This is a genomic window from Aquimarina aggregata, from assembly GCF_001632745.1.
Classification (GTDB): Bacteria; Bacteroidota; Bacteroidia; order Flavobacteriales; family Flavobacteriaceae; genus Aquimarina; species Aquimarina aggregata.
Genome location: NZ_LQRT01000002.1, coordinates 42344 through 65541, shown reverse-complemented (window position 1 = coordinate 65541; position 23198 = coordinate 42344). Strand labels below are relative to the sequence as shown.

The following is a 23198-nucleotide window of genomic DNA, read 5'->3' as shown; positions in this document are numbered from 1 at the left end:
CTTTTTTAGAAATAAAAACTGGCGCTATTATAAAATAATATATATCCTTTATTTTATAAAATTACTTTTCATCTGTAATCCATTGGATTCCATTTTTTGTTAATCGATAATCTTTTAAAGTTTTAACTTTTGTTTTGATCAAAATCGAATCTCCTTTATGAGAACCTTGAAAAACAAACGTCTCACTAGGCAATTCTTTATATCGAAATTTATATATATCATCTAAAGTATCCTTAATAAGTTTGAACATTATAGTTTTCTGAATTGTATCCACACTAAAAGAATAGGTATGTTTTTTATTATTTATACTTATTATTTTGAGTGATTCAGGTCTTCTTGAGTTTCCATTAAATGATATGCTTTTCCATCTATGTCCCATTGAACTAGGTATTGTATCTCCATTAATTTTTTGTACTTCTACATTATGAAAACCAGTCATATAAGAATATTTATTTCTCTTTTGAGAACGAATTCTATTAGAATAGGTAAAAAAACATGAAATAATAAAATACAACAATATAGAGCCTTTAATTAAGTAACCTATTTTCTTGATCTTTTCATTAGAAAATAAAGGCGATTCAATTATGGGGTCTACAGGTTTATTAAATACAAAAAAGTTGAGCAGTCTTTTAATATCATTACTAATTAATAGAATGGTCATTAATAAAAGATGAATAGCAAACATCTTTACTCTAACATCATAACCTATATCTATTATTACTACATTTATCATTGCTATGAACAAAATGAATGCTCCGAGAAAAGTAGATTTTCGAAACAACAACAAAATTCCTCCTATTACTTCAACCCAACCTGTAAACATAGTATATACCTTAGAATGGCTCATGAAAATCCATAAAAAGCCCATTCCTGTATGATCTCCTACCGTTCTTTCGAGTGTATCCAGATCCATTTCTCCAAACTGAAGCATAAAAACCTTTGCCAATCCATAAATTATAAGGGTTAACCCTACATGATACCTAAGAATTGTCCTAGTGAGAGTTTTTAACTTTGAATCATACTTAAATTCAATTTTTGAATCTATATATACCCAAATAGTAGCGCCGAATACTGAAAGTAAAGTTATTAGCAAAAACCTGCTATAGTCATATTTAGAATCAAAACCATTAAGAAGGTATTCTTTATCAAACTCCCAACCAAGAATAAATTCTCCAAACCAAATAGTAATATCTTTCCAAAAAGAAATATCATCTGTATTTAACTCATTAACATACTCAAAACCATAAGGGTATATATAAAATATAAGATATAAAAATATAAATCTAAGAAAAAATTTATTTAAGAAACTCTGCCTAGTTTTTTTTAAATTAATCATTTAACATTTTTAGTTTTTCTACAATAATTTAAAATAAAACCTCTAGTTTGATTATATATCATATATCTGTAAAACATATCTAATACTCCTTTTCGAAATAATCCCATACTTCATTGCCCAACTTTTCGCCATTTTCAGAATTTGTAAAAAGTACATATCCCCATTTTTTTTCTATATCCATTAAATACCAACATGTAAAACCGTCATTGCTGCCACCATGAAAATATGTTGTATTATACGGCTTATCGGCCGTTACAAAACCTAAAGTATAATAAATATTCATCCCAGAGGATAATGTTGATACTGTTGAGTGATGTTTAAACAATTCCTGATAGCTTTCTTCAGATAAAAGCTTCTTGTTCATCGTTGCAATCATCCATTTAGAAAAATCTAATGGTTCAGAATGAATAGATGATGCTGATACGAATTTATCCTTATCTTTTTTATACCAATAATTGTTTTTCCAATCTATCCATTTTTTTTCGTTAGTATAAGGCTCTGCTTTATGTTCATTGACATAAGTAGTTGGAATAAAAGTTGTGTATTTCATCCCTAGAGGTTTTGCAATCTTATTTTGGAAGATTATTTCTAGGCCGTGCCAATCGGTTTTTTCTAAATGCTTCAATACATTTGATAAATATTGATATCCCTCTCCAGAATATTCGTATGCTGTTCCTGGTTCAAATTTAATTTTAAGCTTTTTATCTTCTTCATTTTCTCTCCAATTAGGAAAACCGGACCTATGACTTAATATCATTCTAGCCGTAATCTTTTTATACCTCTCATCGTACTCAATATCTGGATAATTTAAATATTGGAATAATGGTTTATCTAAATCCAATTTACCCTCTTCGACATATTTCATAATAAAAGATGCAAAAACTGATTTAGACATTGATGCTCCTTCAAAAATAGTAGTATTAGTAACTGGTATTTTCTTTTCAAGATTTGCATATCCAAACGTTTGATGATACACCACTTTACTATCATTTATAATCGCAATTGAGAGTCCAGGGATATTTAAGGTATCCATTCTAGATTTGAGAAAAAGACTTATGGTATCTGATGAAATTTCAAATCCTTTTAGATTTTTAATTACATTTTGGTTCTGAGCTATGCAACTTGTAGTTATTAGAACTAAATAAAAAAAGTAAATAAATCTCGATGTTTTGTTTTTTGTCATCTTCATTTTTTTAAATGTTTTACTTCCATTTTTATTTTTTGTCCATCTTTTAAATCTTTAATTTGAAAACCTAAATCTCCACTTAAAGAAATAAGTTTCGAAAAGCTTATCTTCCCAAGATTAGATTTTTCATATTGCCCACCAATTACAGCTGCTAATTTTAGACAATATTTTTGATCATGCTCTAATTCGCCAAGTTGACCTTTTGCTATTTTAACCAAATTAGTCATTTCCCAATCTTCAATAAATTCAGATGCACTGGAAATTTTAATGAATTCAGATTCGTTGTTTGCAACTTTTTCACAGCTAATTTCTTCAGGACAAAGTCTCCAATATTCATTTTTATCAGTTTTGAAAATAATATTTCCAAATTCATTTGTCCGAATTACTTCAATTGCTGTAAATCCTTTCCAATTCCATGAGTTATTTATTTCTGCAATCATATTTTCTAATTAGGCATCTGTAAAAATACATACATTACCATTTGCAAACATATTATTATATTAAAATTATAGATTGTTTTGTTCGAAAAATAATCACTATTAATGTCTTAAAAAAACGAAAAAGAATTCAAGTTTAGATTATTTTAATTAAATAAAAAAAGCCGATCAATTATTTTCGTAATTGATCGGCTTTAAGCAAATGCATATTGTATAACTAGATATCCACTTTTGTAGCTCCTGTAGTTCTTAAAGAAGTATCTTGTGTGTACCCTATAATTGATAATTTATCATTTTTATTAACCCAATTCGGGATTGTAATTGCAACCATCCCATTAGTATCCCTTTTTACTGTTCGGGTTGCCACGATGTTGGTGTTTTTCAATTTTCTATTACGATTCTCTCCTCTAGCTATATTTGTTGTACGTTCAGATACTACTAAAGCTAAAGTAATCGTATTAAAATCAGGCCCATTCACCTGATAATCAAAAGATAGTGAATTTCCGTTTTGCTTTAGATTATTTACGTTTATACTATTTGTTGTTTTGGCTTTTGTATATTTCTTAAGTGCATCACTAGCTTTATAGCGGTTGGATCCTGTAAAATGTTCGCTTCCGTTAACCACTAGCTGTGGAGTATATATAGATCTACTGCGAAATTGTGATCCATAATCTCTTTGGTAATCGCTAAACTCTTGCGTACTAAAAGGGTCTCTCCAGCCCAAACGGTTCCAATAATCAACATGATATGATAAAACAAAAACATTCTGATCCTGATATTCTTCTCTAATTTCATCGAGCAATTCATCTGCCGGAGGACAACTACTACATCCTTGAGATGTAAATAACTCTAACACCACAGCAGTATCATTATTACTTTGTGCACTTAGAGGCAAAGAACAAATGCTTATTAATATCATCAAAAGCTTCTTTTTCATCAACATAATTTTAGTACTTTTAGATTTTATTATTTAGACGTTTTCTATGAGTAAACTTACAGGGTTATTGATTTTACTACTATTATCAAGTACATTGCAAGCGCAGGATATAGCTGTAATACAATATAAAGGTGGTGGTGATTGGTATAGTAATCCTACAGCATTACCCAACCTTATTAAATTTTGTAATCAAAACATAAATACTCGTATTACTGCTAAGCCCAAAACAGTTAAACCAGAAAGTGTAGATATTTTTCAATATCCATATTTACATATGACTGGTCATGGGAATGTTTTTTTTACTGATCAGGATGCAGAAAATCTAAGAAATTATCTTCTTAGTGGTGGTTTTTTGCATATTGATGATAATTACGGGATGGAACCTTATATTAAAAAAGAGTTGGTAAAAGTATTTCCTGATAAAGAATTAAAAGAAATACCAGTATCACATCCTATTTTTTCTTCGAAATATGATTTTCCTGAAGGCTTACCTAAAATTCATGAACATGACGGAAAACGTCCACAAGCATTAGGTATCATACATGAAGATCGTCTTGTATTACTTTTTACTTTTGAAAGTGATCTTGGTGATGGTTGGGAAAACCCAGAAGTACATAATGATCCGGAAGATGTTCGTTTGAAAGCCTTAAAAATGGGAGCGAATATTATTAAGTATGCCTTTGAGAATTAAATTTATACATGAGTGAACAATTACATCATGGTAATCAAATATTTACCAAAAAACAGTTTCCAATAACTTTAATTTGTGATCAAGTAAATTCACCTGCCAACATAGGGAGCTTATTTAGAATTGCAGATAGCTTTGGAATTGAACAAATTTACTTTTGTGGTAACGATATAAAGGTGACTAGCAAACGCATGCAACGAACAGCAAGATCTACTCACGAAATTGTTCCTTATCATAAAGCCGAAAAAACTATTACTATCGTAAAAAATTTAAAGGCTAAAGGGTATACTATAATAGCATTAGAAATTACAGGAAGCAGTATTCCTGTCTCTCTTATAGACGCCAAATTGTCAAAAAAAATAGCAATAGTACTAGGCGAAGAAAATTTTGGAGTATCCGAAGATGTGTTAAACCTTGCAGATCAAAGTATTCATATTAACATGTATGGTAATAATAGTAGTATGAATGTGGCTACAGCTACAGGAATTGCGCTTTATGAAATCACAAAACAAATGCTTACCCCCTAAAAAGCAATAAAACTTTGTAAATTTGAGTATTCATCACTCATAAACGTAAAAAAAATGAATTCTAAAACACTGGCTTATGGCATATTAAGAGCAGTTGCTATCATAGTAGGGATACTAATATTACTATGGTTTTTATATAAAATACAATCTGTTCTTATCTATATTGCCTTTGCTGCAGTAATCTCTCTAATGGGACGACCATTAGTCTCTTTTCTAAAAAGGAAACTTAAGTTTAATAATACACTTGCCGTTGTATTTACCTTATTTATTACTATAGGATTATTCTTCAGCATTTTTATGCTTTTCGTTCCTATCGTTGTAGAGCAAGGACAATTAATAGGAGAAATAGATGTAAATAGACTGGGCGATGATGTAGATCGGTTTAATCAGGAAGTAAGCGATTACTTTAATGTTGAAAAATTAAGCCTTTTAGAACTTATCAAGAAAACAGATCTAATGCAGTTTTTTGATCTAAAAGCTATTCCTGATACTATTAATTCTTTTTTAAGCGGTTTTGGTGCAGTTTTAATAGGTACATTCTCTGTTCTTTTTATCTCGTTTTTCCTACTAAAAGACAGTTTATTACTAGAAAATAGTTTATTGGTTTTTGCTAAAAAAGAAGATGAAAATAAGTTTATGAGAGCATTTACTAAGATCAAGGATTTATTATCTCGTTATTTTGTAGGTCTTCTTCTGCAAGTATCTATTTTATTCATATTATATACTGTTTTACTATTAATTTTTGGCGTTCATAATGCCATCGCCGTAGCATTAATAGCTGCAATTCTTAATCTAATCCCCTATGTTGGACCTTTATTCGGAGCAGTTTTGGTACTAATTTTAGCAGTAACCAGCAACCTAGGATCTGATTTTTCTACCATAATACTACCCAAATTAAGCTATATATTAATTGGGTATTTGATTATACAACTCATTGATAATTTCTTAAATCAACCTTTGATTTTTGGGACAAGTGTAAAATCACATCCTTTAGAAATTTTTCTTGCTATTCTAATTTTTGGTTTATTGTTTGGAATAGGGGGATTAATTGTTGCTGTACCTTTTTACACTGCTATTAAAGTAATTGCAAAAGAATCGCTATCAGAATATAAAATTGTAAAAAAACTTACTAAAGATTTATAAGAAAGTTTCTAGATTGAATTTAAAGGTTTTACATAAAGAAGTGCAACAATTTATTTTTGATAAATCAAATACGTCAATTGATTTAAGCGCCTTGATTTTAAAAGGAAGTCCTTTTGAAGATATTACATCTCAAGAACTTGCACAGCAGATCAGTGGTCGCTTAAAAGCCAAAGAAAAACTACCTACTTGGTCTTCAAAATCTGGAATTTATTATCCTCCAACATTAAATCTAGAGCAGACTTCATCCGAAAAAACTGCGTACTATAAAAGTAAATTAGTTTCTGGTGACACTTTAATCGATCTTACTGGTGGTTTTGGTATTGATGATTACTTTTTTTCTCAACAAATGAAACATGTAATTCATTGTGAATTAAATCCAGAATTAAGTCATATTTCACATCACAATTTCTCTGTCCTAGAAGCCATAAACATAACATCTTCTGTTGGGGACGGATTAGAAACACTATCCACATTAGATACTGTAGATTGGATTTACATTGACCCATCAAGAAGACATGAACACAAAGGTAAAGTTTTCTTTCTTGAAGACTGCATTCCTAATGTACCTGTTAACCTTACGTTTCTTTTTAGTAAAACCAAAAATATAGCCATTAAAACCTCCCCATTATTAGATATTAATAGTGGTTTAAAGTCATTACAATTTGTTAAAGAAATACATGTTATTGCCGTTAATAATGAGGTCAAAGAATTACTTTGGATTTTAGATAGCACTTTTGATGGTGATTGTACAATGATCACAAAAAACATAAAGAAAACTGGCGAAGAAGAGTTTATTTTTCTCTTAAAAGATGAGCCAAAACAATTATTATCTTTAGGAGATCCTGAAACGTATTTATACGAGCCTAATGCTGCTATTTTAAAAAGTAGTGGTTTTTTAAGTATCGCTAGTGCTTTTGGATTAAAAAAGCTTCATCAACATTCGCACCTATATACAGCTGACCATAAAATTGATTTCCCCGGCAGGTGTTTTAAAATTGAATCTATACATCCTTATCAAAAAAAAATACTTGCTAAGTTAGGAATTCAAAAAGCCAATATCACTACCCGTAACTTTCCCGAATCTGTAACTCAAATAAGAAAAAAACTTAAAATTAAGGATGGAGGAGAAAATTATTTATTTTTTACGACGGATATGAATAACAAAAAAATAGTTATTCATTGTAAAAAATGAATCATTAAGACTTAGAAAACACATCAGAGTGCGCTATAAACCCTTCTATATATTCTTTTAAGTACATTGAAGAAATAGATGCTACATTATCAAGTATAAACTTTTTATCCTCTTCAATATTTTTATAATACCCTATTATTTTAGGAGCATTTGATTGAATACTAAGTCGAATCATCCTAAGCTCTATGTTCTTTGGTTCTAAGTCAATAGATTTATCGATCATCTTTTTACCTTTATTAAAATAAGACATTTTATTAAAAGGATTCCAAGAATTGGCAGCCTTTAAAGCTAATGCAGCTCCATGATAACCCTTATAAATAGCACCATCATTTTTTAATGCTTTTTCGGTTAGCTCATAAAATCGCTCTGCATGTTCTGAAGATTGATCACATACTTTATAAGAATCACGTATTTGTTCTACACTAACAATCTCATTAGTAGAATTCATACACAAAATAGAAAATATAAAAATTAAATACTGCATGAAAAAATTATAAAGTTATATTGTCTTAAGAACGGTTTATTTAGAAATAAGTTGCAGGGTTAAGAAGAACTTGAAAAAAAACTCTTAACCCTACTAAAAATGTATCTATTTGATAATTTTAGCGAATCCTTTTATATCTGAATCTGTTAAATTATATGAACCTTCTTCTTTTAGATAGATAATCTCACCTGTTAAGCTATGTATAATAGAAATTATCTTTTTTTGATTAAATTGAGTATGCATTAAGTAATAAAAATCTTCGCCATTAATGATTTTATTGCTTAGTTCTTCATTATCTATAATTTCATATTTATGATTATATTTTCCAAATATATCTTCAGCCGTTCTGGTTTTACCCCAAGTGGCGGCTAATGCATTATATTTCTTTAATATCCATTTAGGTGCATATAATGTCTTTTCTTTTAATTCTTTAATCTTGTCTTCTTTTTTTATCCCATCTTCGATTACTAAATTTTCAGAATTAGACAGTCTTCTATTTAACTCTTGAAAATAATTTTTTATGTACCCCATATTAAAATTATAAAAGCCTGGTTCTTCTCCATATTTTGCATTAATCTTATCCATGCTTCCTATTCGCATTTTGGAACTTATATCCTGACGATATCTAATATTGGGTGTAAAGAATATTTCGGCTACATTAAGATAGTCGTATTTCAATTTTCCTTTTTTTCCTTTTTTGATATTTTCGTAATTTGAAGTCATCATAAATTTAAAAACGATATACTCTCCAACGGTTCTTGTTCCTGGGCCCATAACTCCGCCCGTTTTTTGTTTTGTATATCCATTGTCAATTAATTGAATAATTGAATTACCCTGTGAGATATATTTTTCTAAATTTTCCTTGAATGTATCTTGATCTACAAAAAGAGTTTCATTGAAATTCCAAACTTCAGAAATTAGTGCTTTAAACTTTTCTGCATCCACTACTTTTGGAACTACAAATAATGTTTTTGCACTTTTAACTTTATCAAAAACACCTTGCTTATGTTTTGATACATATAAATTAATAGGGGACTTACTTTTACCAATATTTATTTGCGCGTGCGACGTACCAATACAAGCCAATAATACGGCTATTATAATGTTTTTCATAGTTGATTTTGTTAGTTTTAGAATAAATGAATAGTATCTATACTATTTCACAATGTTTATTTCACGAAGTAAATAAATCCGGATTTATTTTGCTAATGAAATTTTAAGTAATAGGTTATTTTTTTTACCATCAAAAGCCTCAAGAATAATATCTTTATTGGGTAAAAAAGGCGCTTTGGTAAGCTCTAACACATCTAATCTTGCATTTCTTATATCACTTCCTGTTAAGATAGCCTCTTTTGTTGCCTCTCCGGTTGCATCATCAATAATATAAGAAGTTAAATAAATAAACTCTTTTTTTCCATCAAAATATCGCGTAGGAGTTTCTTCAAAAGATCGTTTTAGGTTTGTAAAATCGTCTATAAAAAACAGATAATGTTTACCTGCATTTACAAAATTCATATATGACATACTTCGTTTACCAATAGTTCCTAATTGATATTTTGGTAGTTTATGCATCCATGACATTTGACCTTCTTTTGTTGCTTTAAATGCAAAAATATCTCTGTAGTAGTATTTATATGTAGTTCTTGAACCAGAAGAACTAGAAGTTGTAAAAGCCTCTACAAAACGTTGCTCACTAAATACCGTAACACTGCCGTCACTATTAAATAAAACATCATTAACTCTTAAATCTTCTAAATCTTTTTTATCATTTTCTTTTTGAGTTCCTTCGTTAATACGAGCTTCCCTATTTACTATAAGGGCTTGTATCTTATCATCAGGAATATCACTTTTTATGAGCGTACTTATTGTACCATCATCTGTTAAGCGTGCAGAAAACACTCCAGAAGTTTCGGCTTTATTATCGTTGTTAGCATAAAGTCCTGCTACTCTTACTACTCCACCTTTATCTGCTTCTACTACCCCATCGATAATAGATTTTCCTGGGATATCGATTTTACTTCTAACAATTTCCTTCTGTTTTTCGGTAATCTTAAATACTTCTGTATGATATGTCGACTCTAATTTATTTTTTTCTTCAAGAGATTCATTAAAAATAGAAGCAGTCATATAGAAATCACCTTTATTATCTATCATGAAGTCTTCATTCTGAATCTTATCGGATGCATACGGAAGTATAACTTTTCTTCTCCATAAAAGATTGAGTCCATCACTAAATACAGTAATTCCTATTTTATCCGCTTTACGATCACTTGTTTCTACTCTAAATAGTACTAATAACTTTCTACCATCAGGAGATTTTTTAAATGCAAACTTATTAATCCTTCCTCCTGCATCAAACCCATAAGTACTTTTAAAACCAAAATCTCTATCTATATTCTCCTTATCACTAACTAGTAGTATTGGTTTTTTTGCAATAATTCCCGTTGGAGATATTTTTTGACCATAAGCTCGATCTTTGATGGTATAAAAAACAACTGCATTTTCTCCTAGTTTCATTACGGATTGAAAATTCCCTTTATCTTCTATAACTTGTCGTTTTTTTATATCTTCTTTAAGATCATCAAGGTTATATCTTTGGATCGTCATATTTTTTCTACCTTTCTTAATAGAAACCATCCTATTTCCTGAAGCAATATTATAGGTATTGGAACTTTTGATTCTCTTGTACTTCTCTCCTACTTTAAATGTAAAATCTTCTAATAATACAGGTTTCTGAGCAAAAACAGAAGTTGTAAGAAAAAGCGCTAGTAAGAAAATAAATTTGGGATTCATTTTTGTGTCATTTTTATAAATACTCATAACATCGTATAATAGGTCAATAGTATACAAATATATAAAAAGAGTTTCTTTAGGTAATTTTAGTACAAACTATATACCATAAAAAAAATATGAAAAAACTGATTTTCAACTTTTTAAAAAAAACTTGAAATTAAATAAAAAATAATGCTAAAAAAATGTTGCATTGTAGATACATAAAAGCTACATTTGCATCCGCATTTGAAATATTAATGCGGAGTTCTTAACAAGATTTTGGAGAGGTGCCAGAGTGGTAATGGAGCAGATTGCTAATCTGTCGACGCGCAAGTGTCGCCGGGGTTCGAGTCCCCGTCTCTCCGCATTTTTGTTTTTTTCTCGGGGTGTAGCGTAGCCCGGTTATCGCGCCGCGTTTGGGACGCGGAGGTCGCAGGTTCGAATCCTGCCACCCCGACTACAATAGAGTTACGGGCTCGTAGCTCAGCTGGATAGAGCACCTCCCTTCTAAGGAGGCGGTCATAGGTTCGAATCCTATCGGGCTCACAAGTACAAACCTACTGATTTTCAGTGGGTTTGCTTGTTTTTAGGCAATTCTTAATACACTTCTTTTTATGCGAAATAGTCCAAATTATAGTAATTTATAGTAAAAAATACTAGATTTGTTCGACAATTGTTAGACAATTTAGAATCATGATTGAAGCCAGTATAATTGTAGAGACTAAAAGAAAAACCGCAAAGGGTTACCCTATTAAGATAGAGGTTTATTCTAAAAGGAAATACAAATATATTGGATTAAAAAAATATCAAAATAGTAAAACCCTAAAAATAGATTCTGAAATAGCTAATAGACTATCAAACCTTGAGAAAGAAGTTGAATATTGTAACAAGCTAAACTTAGATCTAGATTCTTCAGTAGAAATTATCCAAAAGGGTCTAAATAATAATCCAGAATTAGAAATTTTTCTACTCAAACAAAGAATACAACAAATACAAAATGATTCGGGTATTAAATTCTTAGAGTTTTTTGATACACGAATTCATGAACTTGAAGAACTATCTAAATCAACTAAGGCTTATAAAGAAACTAGAACACAAGTAAAGTACTTTTTGGAATATGAAAATGAAAAAGATGTACTCATAAATAATATTGATTATGAATGGTTAAATAGTTTCATAAGATTTAAAAAAACTACAACTAAAAAAGGAGCTGGAGGTGTAAATTTTTACCTAAAAAAAATGAGGGCTGTTTATAAAGAAGCTCAGAAAAGAGAATCTTTAAATATCAAAAAGGACAACCCTTTTCTTGGCATCATAAATAACACTACAACAAAAGAAGTTATTGATATTTCTATCGAAGATATAAAAAAACTATTTCCATTATTAGAAGAATACAAGCTTTTTACCGAAGAAGGTGTTAAACTTGATAACAATACAGGAATTACTAAAAAAAATGCTTTATCACGCATTAGAGCTATAGAATTGTGGTTATTTCAAATAGCCCTAGGAGGTTTTGATTTTGCAGACATAACGAATCTAAAATGGAAGAACATTAATAAAACTAGAATATCATTTAAGCGCTATAAAAATAGAAATAAACCAAATGGTGGGCCTACAGTTGATAATCTATTATCTCATTACGCTTTATATGTAATAGAAAAGTACGGAGACAAGACAAATGAGAATATTTTCTCATTCATTCCAAGTTTAGACACAGAACATTATACAGAATTTAGAAATAATATCAGCAAGATTTTAAGTAGAGTATCTGAAAAACTTGAATTTAAAGAAAAAATTAAAACTAAGTCACCAAGGTATATATACCGATCTCTATCCGGAGAGTTATTAATAGACACATTAGTTATTATGCAAATTCAGGGCCATAAACCCGAAGGTGTCACTTATAAATATCAAAGAAAATTACCTTATAACGTAATAGACAAAGAGCATAAAAAGGTATTGCAGATAATATTTTAATTAGTTTTAAATAGATAATTAATCAAAGTATTGTTCAAATCTCTCTTTGAACGCTTCATTTTCTTTGATTATCCCTCTTTTAAAAGATGTGAAATTTGACGATTTCTTAAGATGCCTTTTTATGTTAGCTAAAAAGTATTCTTTATCATCTTCTTCAAAACCCTCTTCATAGTAATCAAGCAAACATTTTTGAAATTCCAATATTTCGCGTAGAACCTTATTTCTTAAATTACTAGCTTCAATCGTTTTTAATTTGGTTGTACCATTAAATACCTCATTTAGTAATTCTACAGTCGTATTTGTTGATAAACGCTCATCTAAAGCTTCTATTCTCACACTCTCTTTTGGAAATGGGAGCATTATAATTTTAATACGATTCTCAATATCTTCGTTTATGTCAGTACAATCTATCATGTCTTCAAAATTATCACGTTTAGTATTATTGCAATGACTACACGACCAAAATAAATTATCCCATGAAAACATTAGGTCTTTATTTCCTCTATGTGGTCTAAAATGCTCGACATTAATAGTTACAGGTTCTTTAAACTCACATATATAGCATTTATTTTTAAAATCCGCTTTTAGTTTTTCTAATACTCCTTCGCACTTATAGTCACCTTGAGATTTTTCTTTTTGCTGCTCCAAACATTCTGGTGCTGGTTGAGATTTTTCAAAATAAATCATATAATTATTTCTTTTTTTTCTTAACGATTTCCTTTAGTTTAATCTCTTGAAGTTTTACCAATAGTTCAGGAGATAAAAATTTTGGTGAATGATCAAAATAATGTCTTAATTCTCTTAAATTTTCTAATTCATTTTCATTTAATTCGGATTTGTCTAATAAAATTTCATACTGAGAAACCTTTGATTTTACTTCATTGGAGTATTTATCAATTCCAAAATAACTTTCTATTAAGGCATCATACGAGTAACTAGTAAGGTCATTAGTAACAAGTCTAAATTCCAAATCACAAATAGTTGCATTTGAAATAGAGGATAAAACAAAAGGGGAGTGAGTAGTTACTATAAATTGAATTCTAGGAAAAAAATCTATTAGAAATGGTAATACAGCTTTCTGTAATTCCACATGTAAATGAGTTTCAATTTCATCAATAATTACAACCCCTTCTAAATCATAAGCTTTACTACCATAACCTTCCATTCTTAAAAGTAATTCTGACACAATACTTATAATTGCCGAATAACCATCTGATAAAGTATTGAAATTAAACGGTTCACCTTGCCCTCCTTCAATAGTATAATTGTACTTTTTTCTATCGAACTTCAATTTCAAATTTTCATCATTGAATAACGTCTTTAATCTATTTTCAAACCTAACAAACCATTCATCGATTTTTAATACCACATCCTTTTCATTATCATCTCTTGCAAATGATCTATCTGCCGTTAGATTAACTATAAACTGTATAAAATCATTATTAACCTTTTCGTGTAATTGATATCTTTTTTTTAGATCTAGTTTTTTAATACCATTTGGGACATCCATCTTTACGTCTCTTTTAGCAGAAAAATATGCTAAAACGAATTCTCCCTTAAAAATTTTTTCTTGAATTTTCTCATAAGTATTTGAAAAATCAATCATAGTTCCACCAAACTCCCTCACATAACTTTCAAATAAAAAAATATCGTTTCCTTTACTAACATTATTAGATTCGAAAAAAGCTTTTTTATCAAAAGATTCTTTGAAATGAATAATTTTTTGAGAATTTGATGGATTTTGGCCTAAAGCATCTAGTCTATGTAGAAATTTTCTCACTTCTAAAAGTAAACTAGTCTTACCACTGCCATTTTTACCAGTAATTATTAAATGTTGTCGTTTATGAGAAGAAAGAGGAATCTTTAGATCATTAACATTTCTTGCAGACAAAACATCTATTTCATTAATAAAATTTTCCATTTATGTTTTTACTTATAACAAACTATATGAAATAAAAGTTATATCATTTAATTTTCATATCTCGTTTAAAAATCCAAATTAAAAAATAATCTTTTAATAAAATTGAGGTTTTCCTTAGTTATGAATTCTAAGTAAAAACATCATAAAACTTCACTCTCGACCCTAACCTCCCAAACATCTCTATCAATCCTACGTTTACTAATTTTTTTGACAAGTTGTTTCTTGTTGTATTTATACCTTCCTTCGTTTGTATTAAGATCCTCATAGATATCACATTTAAACTTATCTTTTATGGTTTCAGAATGTATTCTAAATCGTATCCAGTTTTTCCATAAACGATTATACATACTGATTAACGAAATATCTTGATCATCGATAGAACTTACCGCAACAGGTAAACCATTTTGTAATCCATCATAGAGTAATACTCTAAATTCGCTATTCTCTAATCTTCTCGCGGTAAAAACTTCTCTATTATTTTCTATCTTCATAACAGACACCCCCGTATTAATCGTAACTATGTTTTCTTTTTTTATTTTTGACAAGTCTTTAACAATACCACTTTTATCAACATAAATAGTGTCTTGAGAATCTTTTAGTTCGTACCCCTTATTTTTATTGGATTTCTTACTGTACTTCTCAGCTTCCAAATGCGTTTCATCTCTAAAAGTAGTTTCCAGAAATTTTTGCTCTACGTAATCAATCGTCACCGTATCATATTGAAAATCGATATCCAGATTAAACCAGTTTTTAAGTTTATTTAAAAAAGTAGAAAATGTCATACTTGGCATCACATCTGCCAAAGTAAACGAATCAGGAAATACATTTAATTGCCCGTCATTGGACCAGAAAGTGAAATTATTGTATTTAGACACATCGTCTATTGAAGTAACCTCATTGTAACGCACAATAATCATTTTCAATTCTAGCACTCCAAAATCTTCTACCTTTTCCATATTAATAGTTAGCAACTTATCTAGCCTTTGAAGACTACTTTCATAGACTACTTTTCCCTTAATTGAAATAGTATATTCCCTGACAAACATATCATCTGGTAAGTTCAAATACGCTTTAATGGTATAACTACCCAAAGAATTAATATTGACAACACTTCGAAAAGATGATACTACATTATTTCCTTCAATCACGTTTGTGATAGCTCTACCAAATCTAAAACTTGGTGGTAATGGAGAGAATAACTGTTCAAGAAAAATACCTGTATCCCATATCAACTTACTGTTTAATGGATCACTAAAAAAGTCACCTGCATACGATAATCCAGCATGTTCAAAACCAACCTTAAGAATTTCAAGAATATAGGGGTATGGCGTTATTACGTTTCTATTGTAAATAATTTCTTCATCACCTGTAACAACTCTTGAGTTTCGAACATAGGCGGTACCCGTATATTTATTTAATATTCCTTCAAAATTTTCATAATTTGTTTTTTGGTCAAATTCTTTATCTATGATCATTGGAAAGTTATAGCCTACTTCTGGAAAACCTTTTTCAATTACACTTTTTGCATGCACTTCAATATCTTCCGTACTAATAACGGGGAATGGTAAATCTGATAATTTCGTATCCAACAATGGTATTGTTTGATTTCCGTACACAAAAGATCCAGATAGTCGTTCACCGTCATATTCATCCAATACTAATATTGCAGGGCTAAAACTACCGTCTTGTTGTAAAACACCTTGGTATCTGGTTTCATAATCTGTTATATTATTTTCACTTACAAAACCAAGCTGTAACGCCAATTCATCAGAAATCAATATCGAAAATGGCAATGAATACCCACTAACGAAATAATCAAAAAATAAAGAGTTCTCTTCGACAAAGGTAATTTTATGGTCCGTCAAATCTAATTGCCAATCTTCTGTTATAAATACAATCATCTTTTAGATTTTTCGAAGGTTAGTTTAAATGATTTCTTAAATCTTCTGGTTACATAGTTATTAAAAGAAGTAGTTTTATTAATAACCTCTATCAATTCACCATCAATGAGCAAGAAAATATTTCTTGATTGTAGCAAAGTTTCTAAATACAATACTTCTGCTTGACTATACAACCAACCCGTATCAATATCAAATCCTCCGATAGTATCGGTTTCTAACACTTCTTTAACCAGAGTATTTCTATTTTTATAATATTCTTCTGTGGTATACCCATATTTGTTTCTTGCTCTAATCTGGCCAGTACATTCAAAAGTATCCCAGCATCCCCATTGATTTTCCCAAAAAATAACGCAATGGTCTATTCCTGAAGGTTTAATCTGTACCGTGGTTTCTACTCCAGATACGGAAACTTTAAATTCATCTCCAAGGTTTAGACCTGATATAGAATGAATAGGCAGCAAAACTGAATAGAAATCATTTCTAGTTATAGACACAGGTATACTTTCCTGTACATCTCCACTTATAGTAATAGCATTGGGAACCGTATTCTTTTGTTCTAAAAAGGAATATGACAAAATACCTTGCTTGGTCATGAATACCTTTTCTGGAAGCATGGTCAGTTTATTTGTAGGTGGCGTAATACCTTTAATAAAACGAATGTCGTTTAACTGAACTCCTCTAAGAATGACATCACTATAGATTTTGTTTTCGGTAATATCAAAATCAGTTAACATCGACTTGTAAGGCGCATATACTGTTGAAATAAAAGTACTTGATACATCGGGTGGCGATAACTTACCAATGATCTTTCTGAGTTCTCCACCTATATAGGTTGTACTTATACCTCTAAAAAATGGGATAGCATATTTAAATCTGAACAACTTATTTCTGTTCCCTGCTTTTATTAAAACCGATAGTTGAGAATTACCACCACTTGATACCAATTCTATTTTATTATCATCATCAGTAAAATACAATGTATCCGAATCAAAAAGATTTTCAATAAATTGTGATATATCTACTTTTACAATGACCTTAGATACTATATCACCAAGTTTGAGCACAACCTCAGAAACAAAAACACCTATACCTAATATATCAGCATCGCTATTGATATCGATATCAAAACTTAAAGTATTTTGGTTTCCAGAACTTTGACTAACAGCTATCCATGAAGCTTCGGTTTCAATAGAAAATGGACCAGAGGCATTTACAGAAATGTTTCTGGACGTTGGAAGAAAACCAAATCTTGTATATTCAAAATTGATTTCATTAGGAGTAGTAAAAAGAAAATCCTCACCACCTAACTGACCATCCACTACTAGGGTTACAGGTATAGAAATTGTACCTATACCATCCTGTAGATTTACTAAACCATTATACGTACCAGGTACGAGCCCTTGAACACTCACTCCTACTTCGATAGTAGCATTACCGTTTGCATTATCAGGAGTAACAGTAATCCAAGGCTGATCTTTTGTTACGGTAAAAGGTTTTTCAGATGTTACAGATAAGTTTTGGTTTACAGGTAAAACAGCATTTCCAACTTTATGATAAAAATCAAATTCTAATGGTGTTGCAGCTATTGGTTCTCTAGCTGATAAAATTAAAGAAACATCAAAAGTACCAATAGTATATTCTTCAAATATCAAATCAGGTTCTGGAGGAAATCCAAATCCAACTAATCGTCTACCATAAACAATTATAGTTTCATCATAAGATCCAATGGGTTGTACATTTATATTTACATTAATAGCTATAGACAATGTATCATTAATCCTATCTGATGCTATAGTTAACCAATTTGGTTTTTGAAATGAAATTATATCACCTTCTAATCCCGTTTCTTCTGGTAGATTATATAATAGTATTTGAGGTTCTGGAATTGGATCACCTTTTTTAAAAGTAAAATTGATATCTGCCATGTGTTATTGTCTTTTTGCGTTATTTCGAGAAGTCTCAATTTTTTTCAATCGTTCATCAAATCGTTGTATTTCATCATCTCCAATGAGAGATTTTGCCATCACACCTTCTTCTACTAATCTTGTGAGAACTTCTGTAAGATCTTTCATAACATTTGACGAGTCTTTTTCTTCCACATCAGTAGTACTTTGTTGATCTTCTTGGAAAATTGGCGGTGGTGTGCTCGTAAAACCACCATCGTTAAAACTACCTAGCTTCATTTTTCTTTTTGTCTCCAGATAATCCATTATTTGAGGGATTGCAGGATCGGTACTATTCATTACAAATTCAGGAATTACATATTCATTCGCATGTACAGTTCCTGCAACTTCGTGTCCAGTTTCATCCCTATATCCTAAACCCTCTGTAAAACCACCTTGAGCATAGTTGTTCTTATCTGGCAATGGCGTTGCTAAAATAGTACCAACCTGAAAAGCTCCCATAGCTCCAACGATAGCCGCTGCAATAGACCCCTTGACAGGACCTAACTGAGCATATGATTTAATAATAGCTAATGAAGTATTTACAATCGCGCCCATAATTGCCATTGCCTTTTCTCGCTTCGCCTGCTTATATTCTATTTCAGCTTTCTTTTTAGCTAATTCATCATCTAACTTATTAACTTCTTTGTTATAAGTTTCTTGATCTATTATTCCTGAATCTAGCTGTCTCTTTAAAGATTCTTTCTTTTTATTATTCGATTTCTCAAAGTTTGAAAGTGCTTTTTTTTCATTAGCAGCTAGAAAATCATTATACATTCCCCATGCATTCTGCAAAGCGCCAATTACGGCTTCGGTAGCCGCCAATTTATCTTTTGATGTATCTAAATTGCTAAAAGTATTTTCCCAATCATCAAGAGAAAGCCCAAAAATATCTACACCACCTCCAAGTCCATCGATTTTGGGTTCTTCGGTTTCTTCGCTTTTTATAACACCAATATCAGAGAGCTTTAATTTGACCTCCTCTATTCTTTGTTGTAATAGTTCTTTCTGCTCTTCAGTTAATAATTTATCTGCTAGATTGATCCCTGTGTTTTCTTCGCCATTTAGGACAGAAGTCATTAACTCAATTTGCTTATTTAGAAATTCTCCTTGATGCTCTAATTCTTTAGTTTCAAAGTTTCTATGAAGTGCATTTTTTGCCTCTTGTAAGGTTTTGATCTCTGATAATTCTTTATCTGAAAGTGTACTTTTTAATAATGCCTTGGCTTCTTCTAAACTTTGTATTCCTGCTATCTCATTATTATGATCAGTCTCTCTGAGAATAGCATCCCGGTCATATGACTTTTGAAGTTTATCAAGGTGATCGCGTATCGCTTCATTCTCTATTTTAGCAATATTGGTTTGATGTTGAAGCTGCAACACCTCCAAAGCATTCAGCTCTGTGGATGTCATATCTTTTTTACTCTTCCCAAATAGGCCGGCTTTTTTCAAACGATCCTGAAATGCAGCTTCCTCCTGTTCTAATAATCCTTTACTATTTAGAATTACCAAATTGCGATACTCTCGTTCCTTTTCTAATTTTTTCTGTAGTTCTGCTAATTGTTTTCGAGTTATATGCGATCTTCCGTTTTGTAACTCTTCTTCGGCTTTTTGTTGTGCTTCCAACGCTTCCTTATCGATAAAACCTTGTTTTCTGGATTCAAATTTTAGATCAATCTTTTTTGAAGCTTCTTCCCTTAAGGTCTTAATCTGATCTATAACATTCCCTGTTGAATCTTTTACATTATCCCATGCTTTGCCAACACTCTCTGAATACTTATTTGCAGCCTCTTTTGCTCCTTCAAAATCAAGACTAAAAATTTTATCAAAAACAGACCCTAAATTTGTGGCCGCTCCAACAAGAAGTTTGAAACTATCTATGATATTTAAGAAATTCTGTTTTACAATTTTAGGAAATGCCTGAATAGTGATCATCGCAACCACAAATTGTTTAATCAAAAACTGTGTCCAATCTGTGAATTGAGTTCTTAAAAAAGCAAGGCCTTGGAAAAACATTGTTTTTATCTTCACCCAAAACAATTCAATTTCACTCGCAAAAACTATATAATCATCAGATCGTAAAGCCTCATCTTTTGCCTCTGCTAATTCATGATGTGCATCTGTAGTTTCTTTTAGGGTTTGTTGCAAGGGAGTAAGCACCTTATCCTGCTCCTCTAAAGATTTATTAATAGCTTCAAAAATTTTTAAAGCTCCGCCTGCATCCTCGCCCGCTCCTTTAAACAGATCTGCCGTTAATAATTGTTGTTGCTGAACACTTAAACCATACTTTTTACTTTGATTTACTATATCCTGTAAAGCTTTTTTTGTAGTGACAGTACCATCCCTTATACCCTTAAATAACTTATCGGTGAACTTAGTACCAAAAGCATTATCTATAGCATCTCTAGTCGTATCCGTTTGCTCTGTCATAGCTAAATGGAACTCCTTTAGCGCATCCGGTAGTTTATCCTTAAACACTCCTAAATCATAACCTGTTGCAATGATATTTTTAAACTCAATAACACTATATCCTGCATCTGCTAAAAATGGAGCATACTCATTTAGACTTTCTAAATACTCTTCGTTTGCGACACCTCCTTCTATTAATCCATCCTGTATCGTATCCAATGCTTCTGTCCATCCTATTTTAAATTTCTTAACTAAAACATTTGCTGTTTCTAAAGTCTTTTTATAGTCTTGATCAAAGACCTCGGATATAGCTTCGGCATGTAATCTAACTTCGTGTACTTGATCTCCAACTAAACCGGTTACCTGTTCAGTCAGCTTAGTTGACTCCCGTACAATATTGTTATAATTTATCCACTCCTTAGTGGCTAAACCTATTCCGGCTAATAAAGTAATTGCCGCTCCTATTGGACTGGTAAATAAAGAAAGTGTCGCTTTCCCTACTCCCTTAATACTTGTAGTGATACCATTAAAGCCTGCTTTAATTTCCTGATAATTACCTTTCCTAAACCCAGAAAATAAGGCTCCGATACTATCAGTAAACTCATTGACTACTTCTTCATCAGAGCGCATTTGATCAATAAACTCTTCCTGATCCTTTTTCGCATCATCCATCAAGTTTTTATAAAGTGATAGATTTTTTGCAGCTTGCCTCCAATTATCCGAACCAATAGGACTTTTGTCAAGTTGCCTTTTTGCTTTGAAGTATTCTTTCCTGAAGGTCGCAAACGTATTTTCGACTTCATTACCGTTTACTTTAATTTTAAACCTTAACTCTGGAGCGTTATTATTCATTCGAGGAAAGTGTTATTATGAGGTTATTAAATTTTTCCTGAAAGGATGCCGATCTGGTGTGAACAAGATGTTTTGACAAATAATCTAATACGCCACTATCTTTATAAAGATTCTTAAATATGGATCGATCTCGAACATCGAGAATATGTGTCTTACGATTGGTAAATTCACTCTTAAAGCGGTTGTGCGAAAAACGCACTAAGCCACCATCTCTATTTCCTTTAAAACCATAATGATGCATAAATGCATATTTGTTTGAAGTAGCATCAAGACCCAACAAAACAAAATCCCCCATTTTGGGACGTACTTTTGTGGCTTTAAGCATGGGTCGTATCTTTTTTCCTTGAAAAATGCCCCCTCTGTTTTTAACATCAAATGCTCTATTGATGTTTTTCTGAAGATGCCGTGTTGCTAAACGAGAAGCTTGTCTACCAATTTTAGCTTCTTTTTCTCGAATAATTTTTTGCTGTACCGAATGCGCCATCTTTTTTTATGCAAGATGAACGACTATAGAAATTTAAAAAAGGACATTTAAATTATCGTTTTAAGAAGATTAAAATTCCCCTATATCAATTCATGTTAAAAATTACTAGATTTGTTTCTTACACAAAAAAATGATTAACCCAATATTACCAACACATGGAAAAGATCTGTTTTATTATTATGCCAATAAGTAATCATCCCAATTACTCTGAAGGTCATTTTAAAAGAGTATATAACCATATTATAAAACCAGCCTGTGAAAGAGCGAATTTTCATCCCTTAAGAGCCGATGATATATCAACTACAAATCATATCGCCATAGACATTATCAAAAAAATTATAGAATCAGATATGGCAATTTGCGATCTGAGTTCACAAAATCCAAATGTTTTGTATGAACTTGGTATAAGACAAGCTTTTAATAAACCTGTTGCTTTAATTAAAGACATAAAAACAAAAAGAATTTTCGATATTCAGGGATTTAGAGATCTTGAGTATGATGAAAATTTAAGGATCGATAATGTTGAGGATATAATTGAGGCACTTGCAGAGACTATTACATTGACATATGAAAACCATGAAAATGAAGTAAACTCTCTTGTAAAATTGCTTGGTATAAATTCAGCAGAAATAGGAGAAGGAACTAAGATATCAGCGGAAGGTAAATTAATTTTGAACAATATTAATGCAATGCACAAAAGATTAGGCTTACTTGAAAAGAAAAGTTTACCACGTCAAAATGAAACCGTATCAATTAGCGAAGAAGCTAATGACGATTTTGATGAGGAATATGCCCTTTCACTCAAGGAAATTTCAAATTTACAAAGAGGAGAAATAGTAAGCCATAGGAGATTTGGTATTGGAAAGGTGCTAAAATTAATTGGTAGTCCCAACAATTTGGATGATTTTGGTATTTCAATCGATTTCCCTAAAGTAGGCATAAAAACATTATTAGTAAGATTTTCTAGATTATATAAACAAATAAATTTAGATGAATAATTTTTGTTAAA

At 30.8% G+C, this 23198-nt stretch carries 19 protein-coding genes and 3 tRNA genes; 9 read left to right on the top strand and 13 right to left on the bottom strand.

Features of this window, described 5'->3' with window-relative positions:
• Window positions 1-61: 61 nt before the first annotated feature.
• The 4 genes from AWE51_RS02025 to AWE51_RS02010 all read right to left on the bottom strand — a co-directional run bounded on the left by AWE51_RS02025 (window position 62) and on the right by AWE51_RS02010 (window position 3896).
• The gene (locus tag AWE51_RS02025) at window positions 62-1336 is read right to left on the bottom strand and encodes a DoxX family protein (protein ID WP_066308785.1); all 1275 of its coding nucleotides are present in this window, start codon (window positions 1334-1336) and stop codon (window positions 62-64) included.
• Between the two features lie 79 nt (window positions 1337-1415).
• Window positions 1416-2519: a serine hydrolase domain-containing protein gene (locus AWE51_RS02020; RefSeq protein WP_066308783.1), complete on the bottom strand. Its 1104-nt coding sequence runs from the start codon at window positions 2517-2519 to the stop codon at window positions 1416-1418.
• A gap of 2 nt (window positions 2520-2521) precedes the next feature.
• The gene (locus AWE51_RS02015) at window positions 2522-2962 is read right to left on the bottom strand and encodes a T6SS immunity protein Tdi1 domain-containing protein (protein WP_066308770.1); all 441 of its coding nucleotides are present in this window, start codon (window positions 2960-2962) and stop codon (window positions 2522-2524) included.
• A gap of 214 nt (window positions 2963-3176) precedes the next feature.
• Window positions 3177-3896 carry a DUF1223 domain-containing protein gene (locus AWE51_RS02010; protein ID WP_066308768.1) on the bottom strand — a complete coding sequence of 240 codons (720 nt, stop codon included), beginning with the start codon at window positions 3894-3896 and terminating at the stop codon, window positions 3177-3179.
• 46 nt (window positions 3897-3942) lie between these two features.
• On the opposite strand from AWE51_RS02010, the gene AWE51_RS02005 reads away from it, so the two are divergent.
• The 4 genes from AWE51_RS02005 to AWE51_RS01990 are packed head-to-tail and all read left to right on the top strand — an operon-like array spanning window position 3943 to window position 7446.
• Window positions 3943-4587, top strand: a complete 645-nt coding sequence (locus AWE51_RS02005; RefSeq protein WP_066308765.1) for a DUF4159 domain-containing protein — start codon at window positions 3943-3945, stop codon at window positions 4585-4587.
• Between the two features lie 8 nt (window positions 4588-4595).
• Window positions 4596-5111 (top strand): TrmH family RNA methyltransferase, encoded by a 516-nt coding sequence (locus tag AWE51_RS02000; protein WP_066308764.1) that lies wholly within the window; start codon window positions 4596-4598, stop codon window positions 5109-5111.
• A 54-nt stretch (window positions 5112-5165) separates the two neighbouring features.
• Complete coding sequence (locus tag AWE51_RS01995; protein ID WP_066308761.1) at window positions 5166-6254, top strand: AI-2E family transporter; 1089 nt, start codon at window positions 5166-5168, stop codon at window positions 6252-6254.
• A 13-nt stretch (window positions 6255-6267) separates the two neighbouring features.
• Complete coding sequence (locus tag AWE51_RS01990) at window positions 6268-7446, top strand: THUMP-like domain-containing protein (protein WP_066308759.1); 1179 nt, start codon at window positions 6268-6270, stop codon at window positions 7444-7446.
• A 4-nt stretch (window positions 7447-7450) separates the two neighbouring features.
• On the opposite strand, the gene AWE51_RS01985 is transcribed toward AWE51_RS01990, so the two are convergent.
• From AWE51_RS01985 to AWE51_RS01975, 3 genes are all read right to left on the bottom strand, one after another.
• Complete coding sequence (locus tag AWE51_RS01985; RefSeq protein WP_157766003.1) at window positions 7451-7894, bottom strand: hypothetical protein; 444 nt, start codon at window positions 7892-7894, stop codon at window positions 7451-7453.
• Between the two features lie 141 nt (window positions 7895-8035).
• Window positions 8036-9043, bottom strand: a complete 1008-nt coding sequence (locus tag AWE51_RS01980) for a hypothetical protein (protein ID WP_066308754.1) — start codon at window positions 9041-9043, stop codon at window positions 8036-8038.
• Window positions 9044-9127: 84 nt separating this feature from the next.
• Window positions 9128-10723, bottom strand: a complete 1596-nt coding sequence (locus AWE51_RS01975; protein WP_066308747.1) for a hypothetical protein — start codon at window positions 10721-10723, stop codon at window positions 9128-9130.
• Window positions 10724-10983: 260 nt separating this feature from the next.
• On the opposite strand from AWE51_RS01975, the gene AWE51_RS01970 reads away from it, so the two are divergent.
• The 4 genes from AWE51_RS01970 (at window position 10984) to AWE51_RS01955 (ending at window position 12679) form a co-directional block, all read left to right on the top strand.
• A tRNA-Ser gene (locus AWE51_RS01970) sits at window positions 10984-11067 on the top strand.
• A gap of 17 nt (window positions 11068-11084) precedes the next feature.
• Window positions 11085-11159: transfer RNA gene (locus tag AWE51_RS01965), tRNA-Pro, on the top strand.
• A 15-nt stretch (window positions 11160-11174) separates the two neighbouring features.
• A tRNA-Arg gene (locus AWE51_RS01960) sits at window positions 11175-11248 on the top strand.
• Between the two features lie 147 nt (window positions 11249-11395).
• A complete protein-coding gene (locus AWE51_RS01955) occupies window positions 11396-12679 on the top strand; it encodes a phage integrase SAM-like domain-containing protein (RefSeq protein ID WP_066308745.1) in 1284 nt (427 codons plus the stop codon).
• An 18-nt stretch (window positions 12680-12697) separates the two neighbouring features.
• Here the strand turns inward: AWE51_RS01955 and AWE51_RS01950 are convergent, their stop codons facing one another.
• From AWE51_RS01950 to AWE51_RS01925, 6 genes are all read right to left on the bottom strand, one after another.
• Window positions 12698-13366, bottom strand: coding sequence for an HNH endonuclease (locus AWE51_RS01950; RefSeq protein ID WP_066308742.1), 669 nt, complete (start codon window positions 13364-13366; stop codon window positions 12698-12700).
• A 4-nt stretch (window positions 13367-13370) separates the two neighbouring features.
• Window positions 13371-14600 (bottom strand): AAA family ATPase, encoded by a 1230-nt coding sequence (locus AWE51_RS26025; RefSeq protein WP_082832277.1) that lies wholly within the window; start codon window positions 14598-14600, stop codon window positions 13371-13373.
• Window positions 14601-14740: 140 nt separating this feature from the next.
• The gene (locus tag AWE51_RS01940) at window positions 14741-16501 is read right to left on the bottom strand and encodes a hypothetical protein (RefSeq protein WP_066308740.1); all 1761 of its coding nucleotides are present in this window, start codon (window positions 16499-16501) and stop codon (window positions 14741-14743) included.
• Window positions 16498-18426: a BACON domain-containing protein gene (locus AWE51_RS01935; RefSeq protein ID WP_066308737.1), complete on the bottom strand. Its 1929-nt coding sequence runs from the start codon at window positions 18424-18426 to the stop codon at window positions 16498-16500. Before AWE51_RS01935 ends, AWE51_RS01940 begins: the two co-directional genes overlap by 4 nt.
• Window positions 18427-18429: 3 nt before the next feature.
• A complete protein-coding gene (locus AWE51_RS01930; protein ID WP_066308733.1) occupies window positions 18430-21705 on the bottom strand; it encodes a phage tail tape measure protein in 3276 nt (1091 codons plus the stop codon).
• The gene (locus AWE51_RS01925; protein ID WP_066308732.1) at window positions 21698-22189 is read right to left on the bottom strand and encodes a hypothetical protein; all 492 of its coding nucleotides are present in this window, start codon (window positions 22187-22189) and stop codon (window positions 21698-21700) included. The genes AWE51_RS01930 and AWE51_RS01925 overlap by 8 nt, the downstream gene beginning before the upstream one ends.
• 155 nt (window positions 22190-22344) lie before the next feature.
• Here AWE51_RS01925 and AWE51_RS01920 point away from each other — a divergent pair, with 155 nt between their 5' ends.
• Window positions 22345-23187 carry a hypothetical protein gene (locus AWE51_RS01920; protein WP_066308729.1) on the top strand — a complete coding sequence of 281 codons (843 nt, stop codon included), beginning with the start codon at window positions 22345-22347 and terminating at the stop codon, window positions 23185-23187.
• The last annotated feature ends 11 nt before the right edge of the window (window positions 23188-23198 follow it).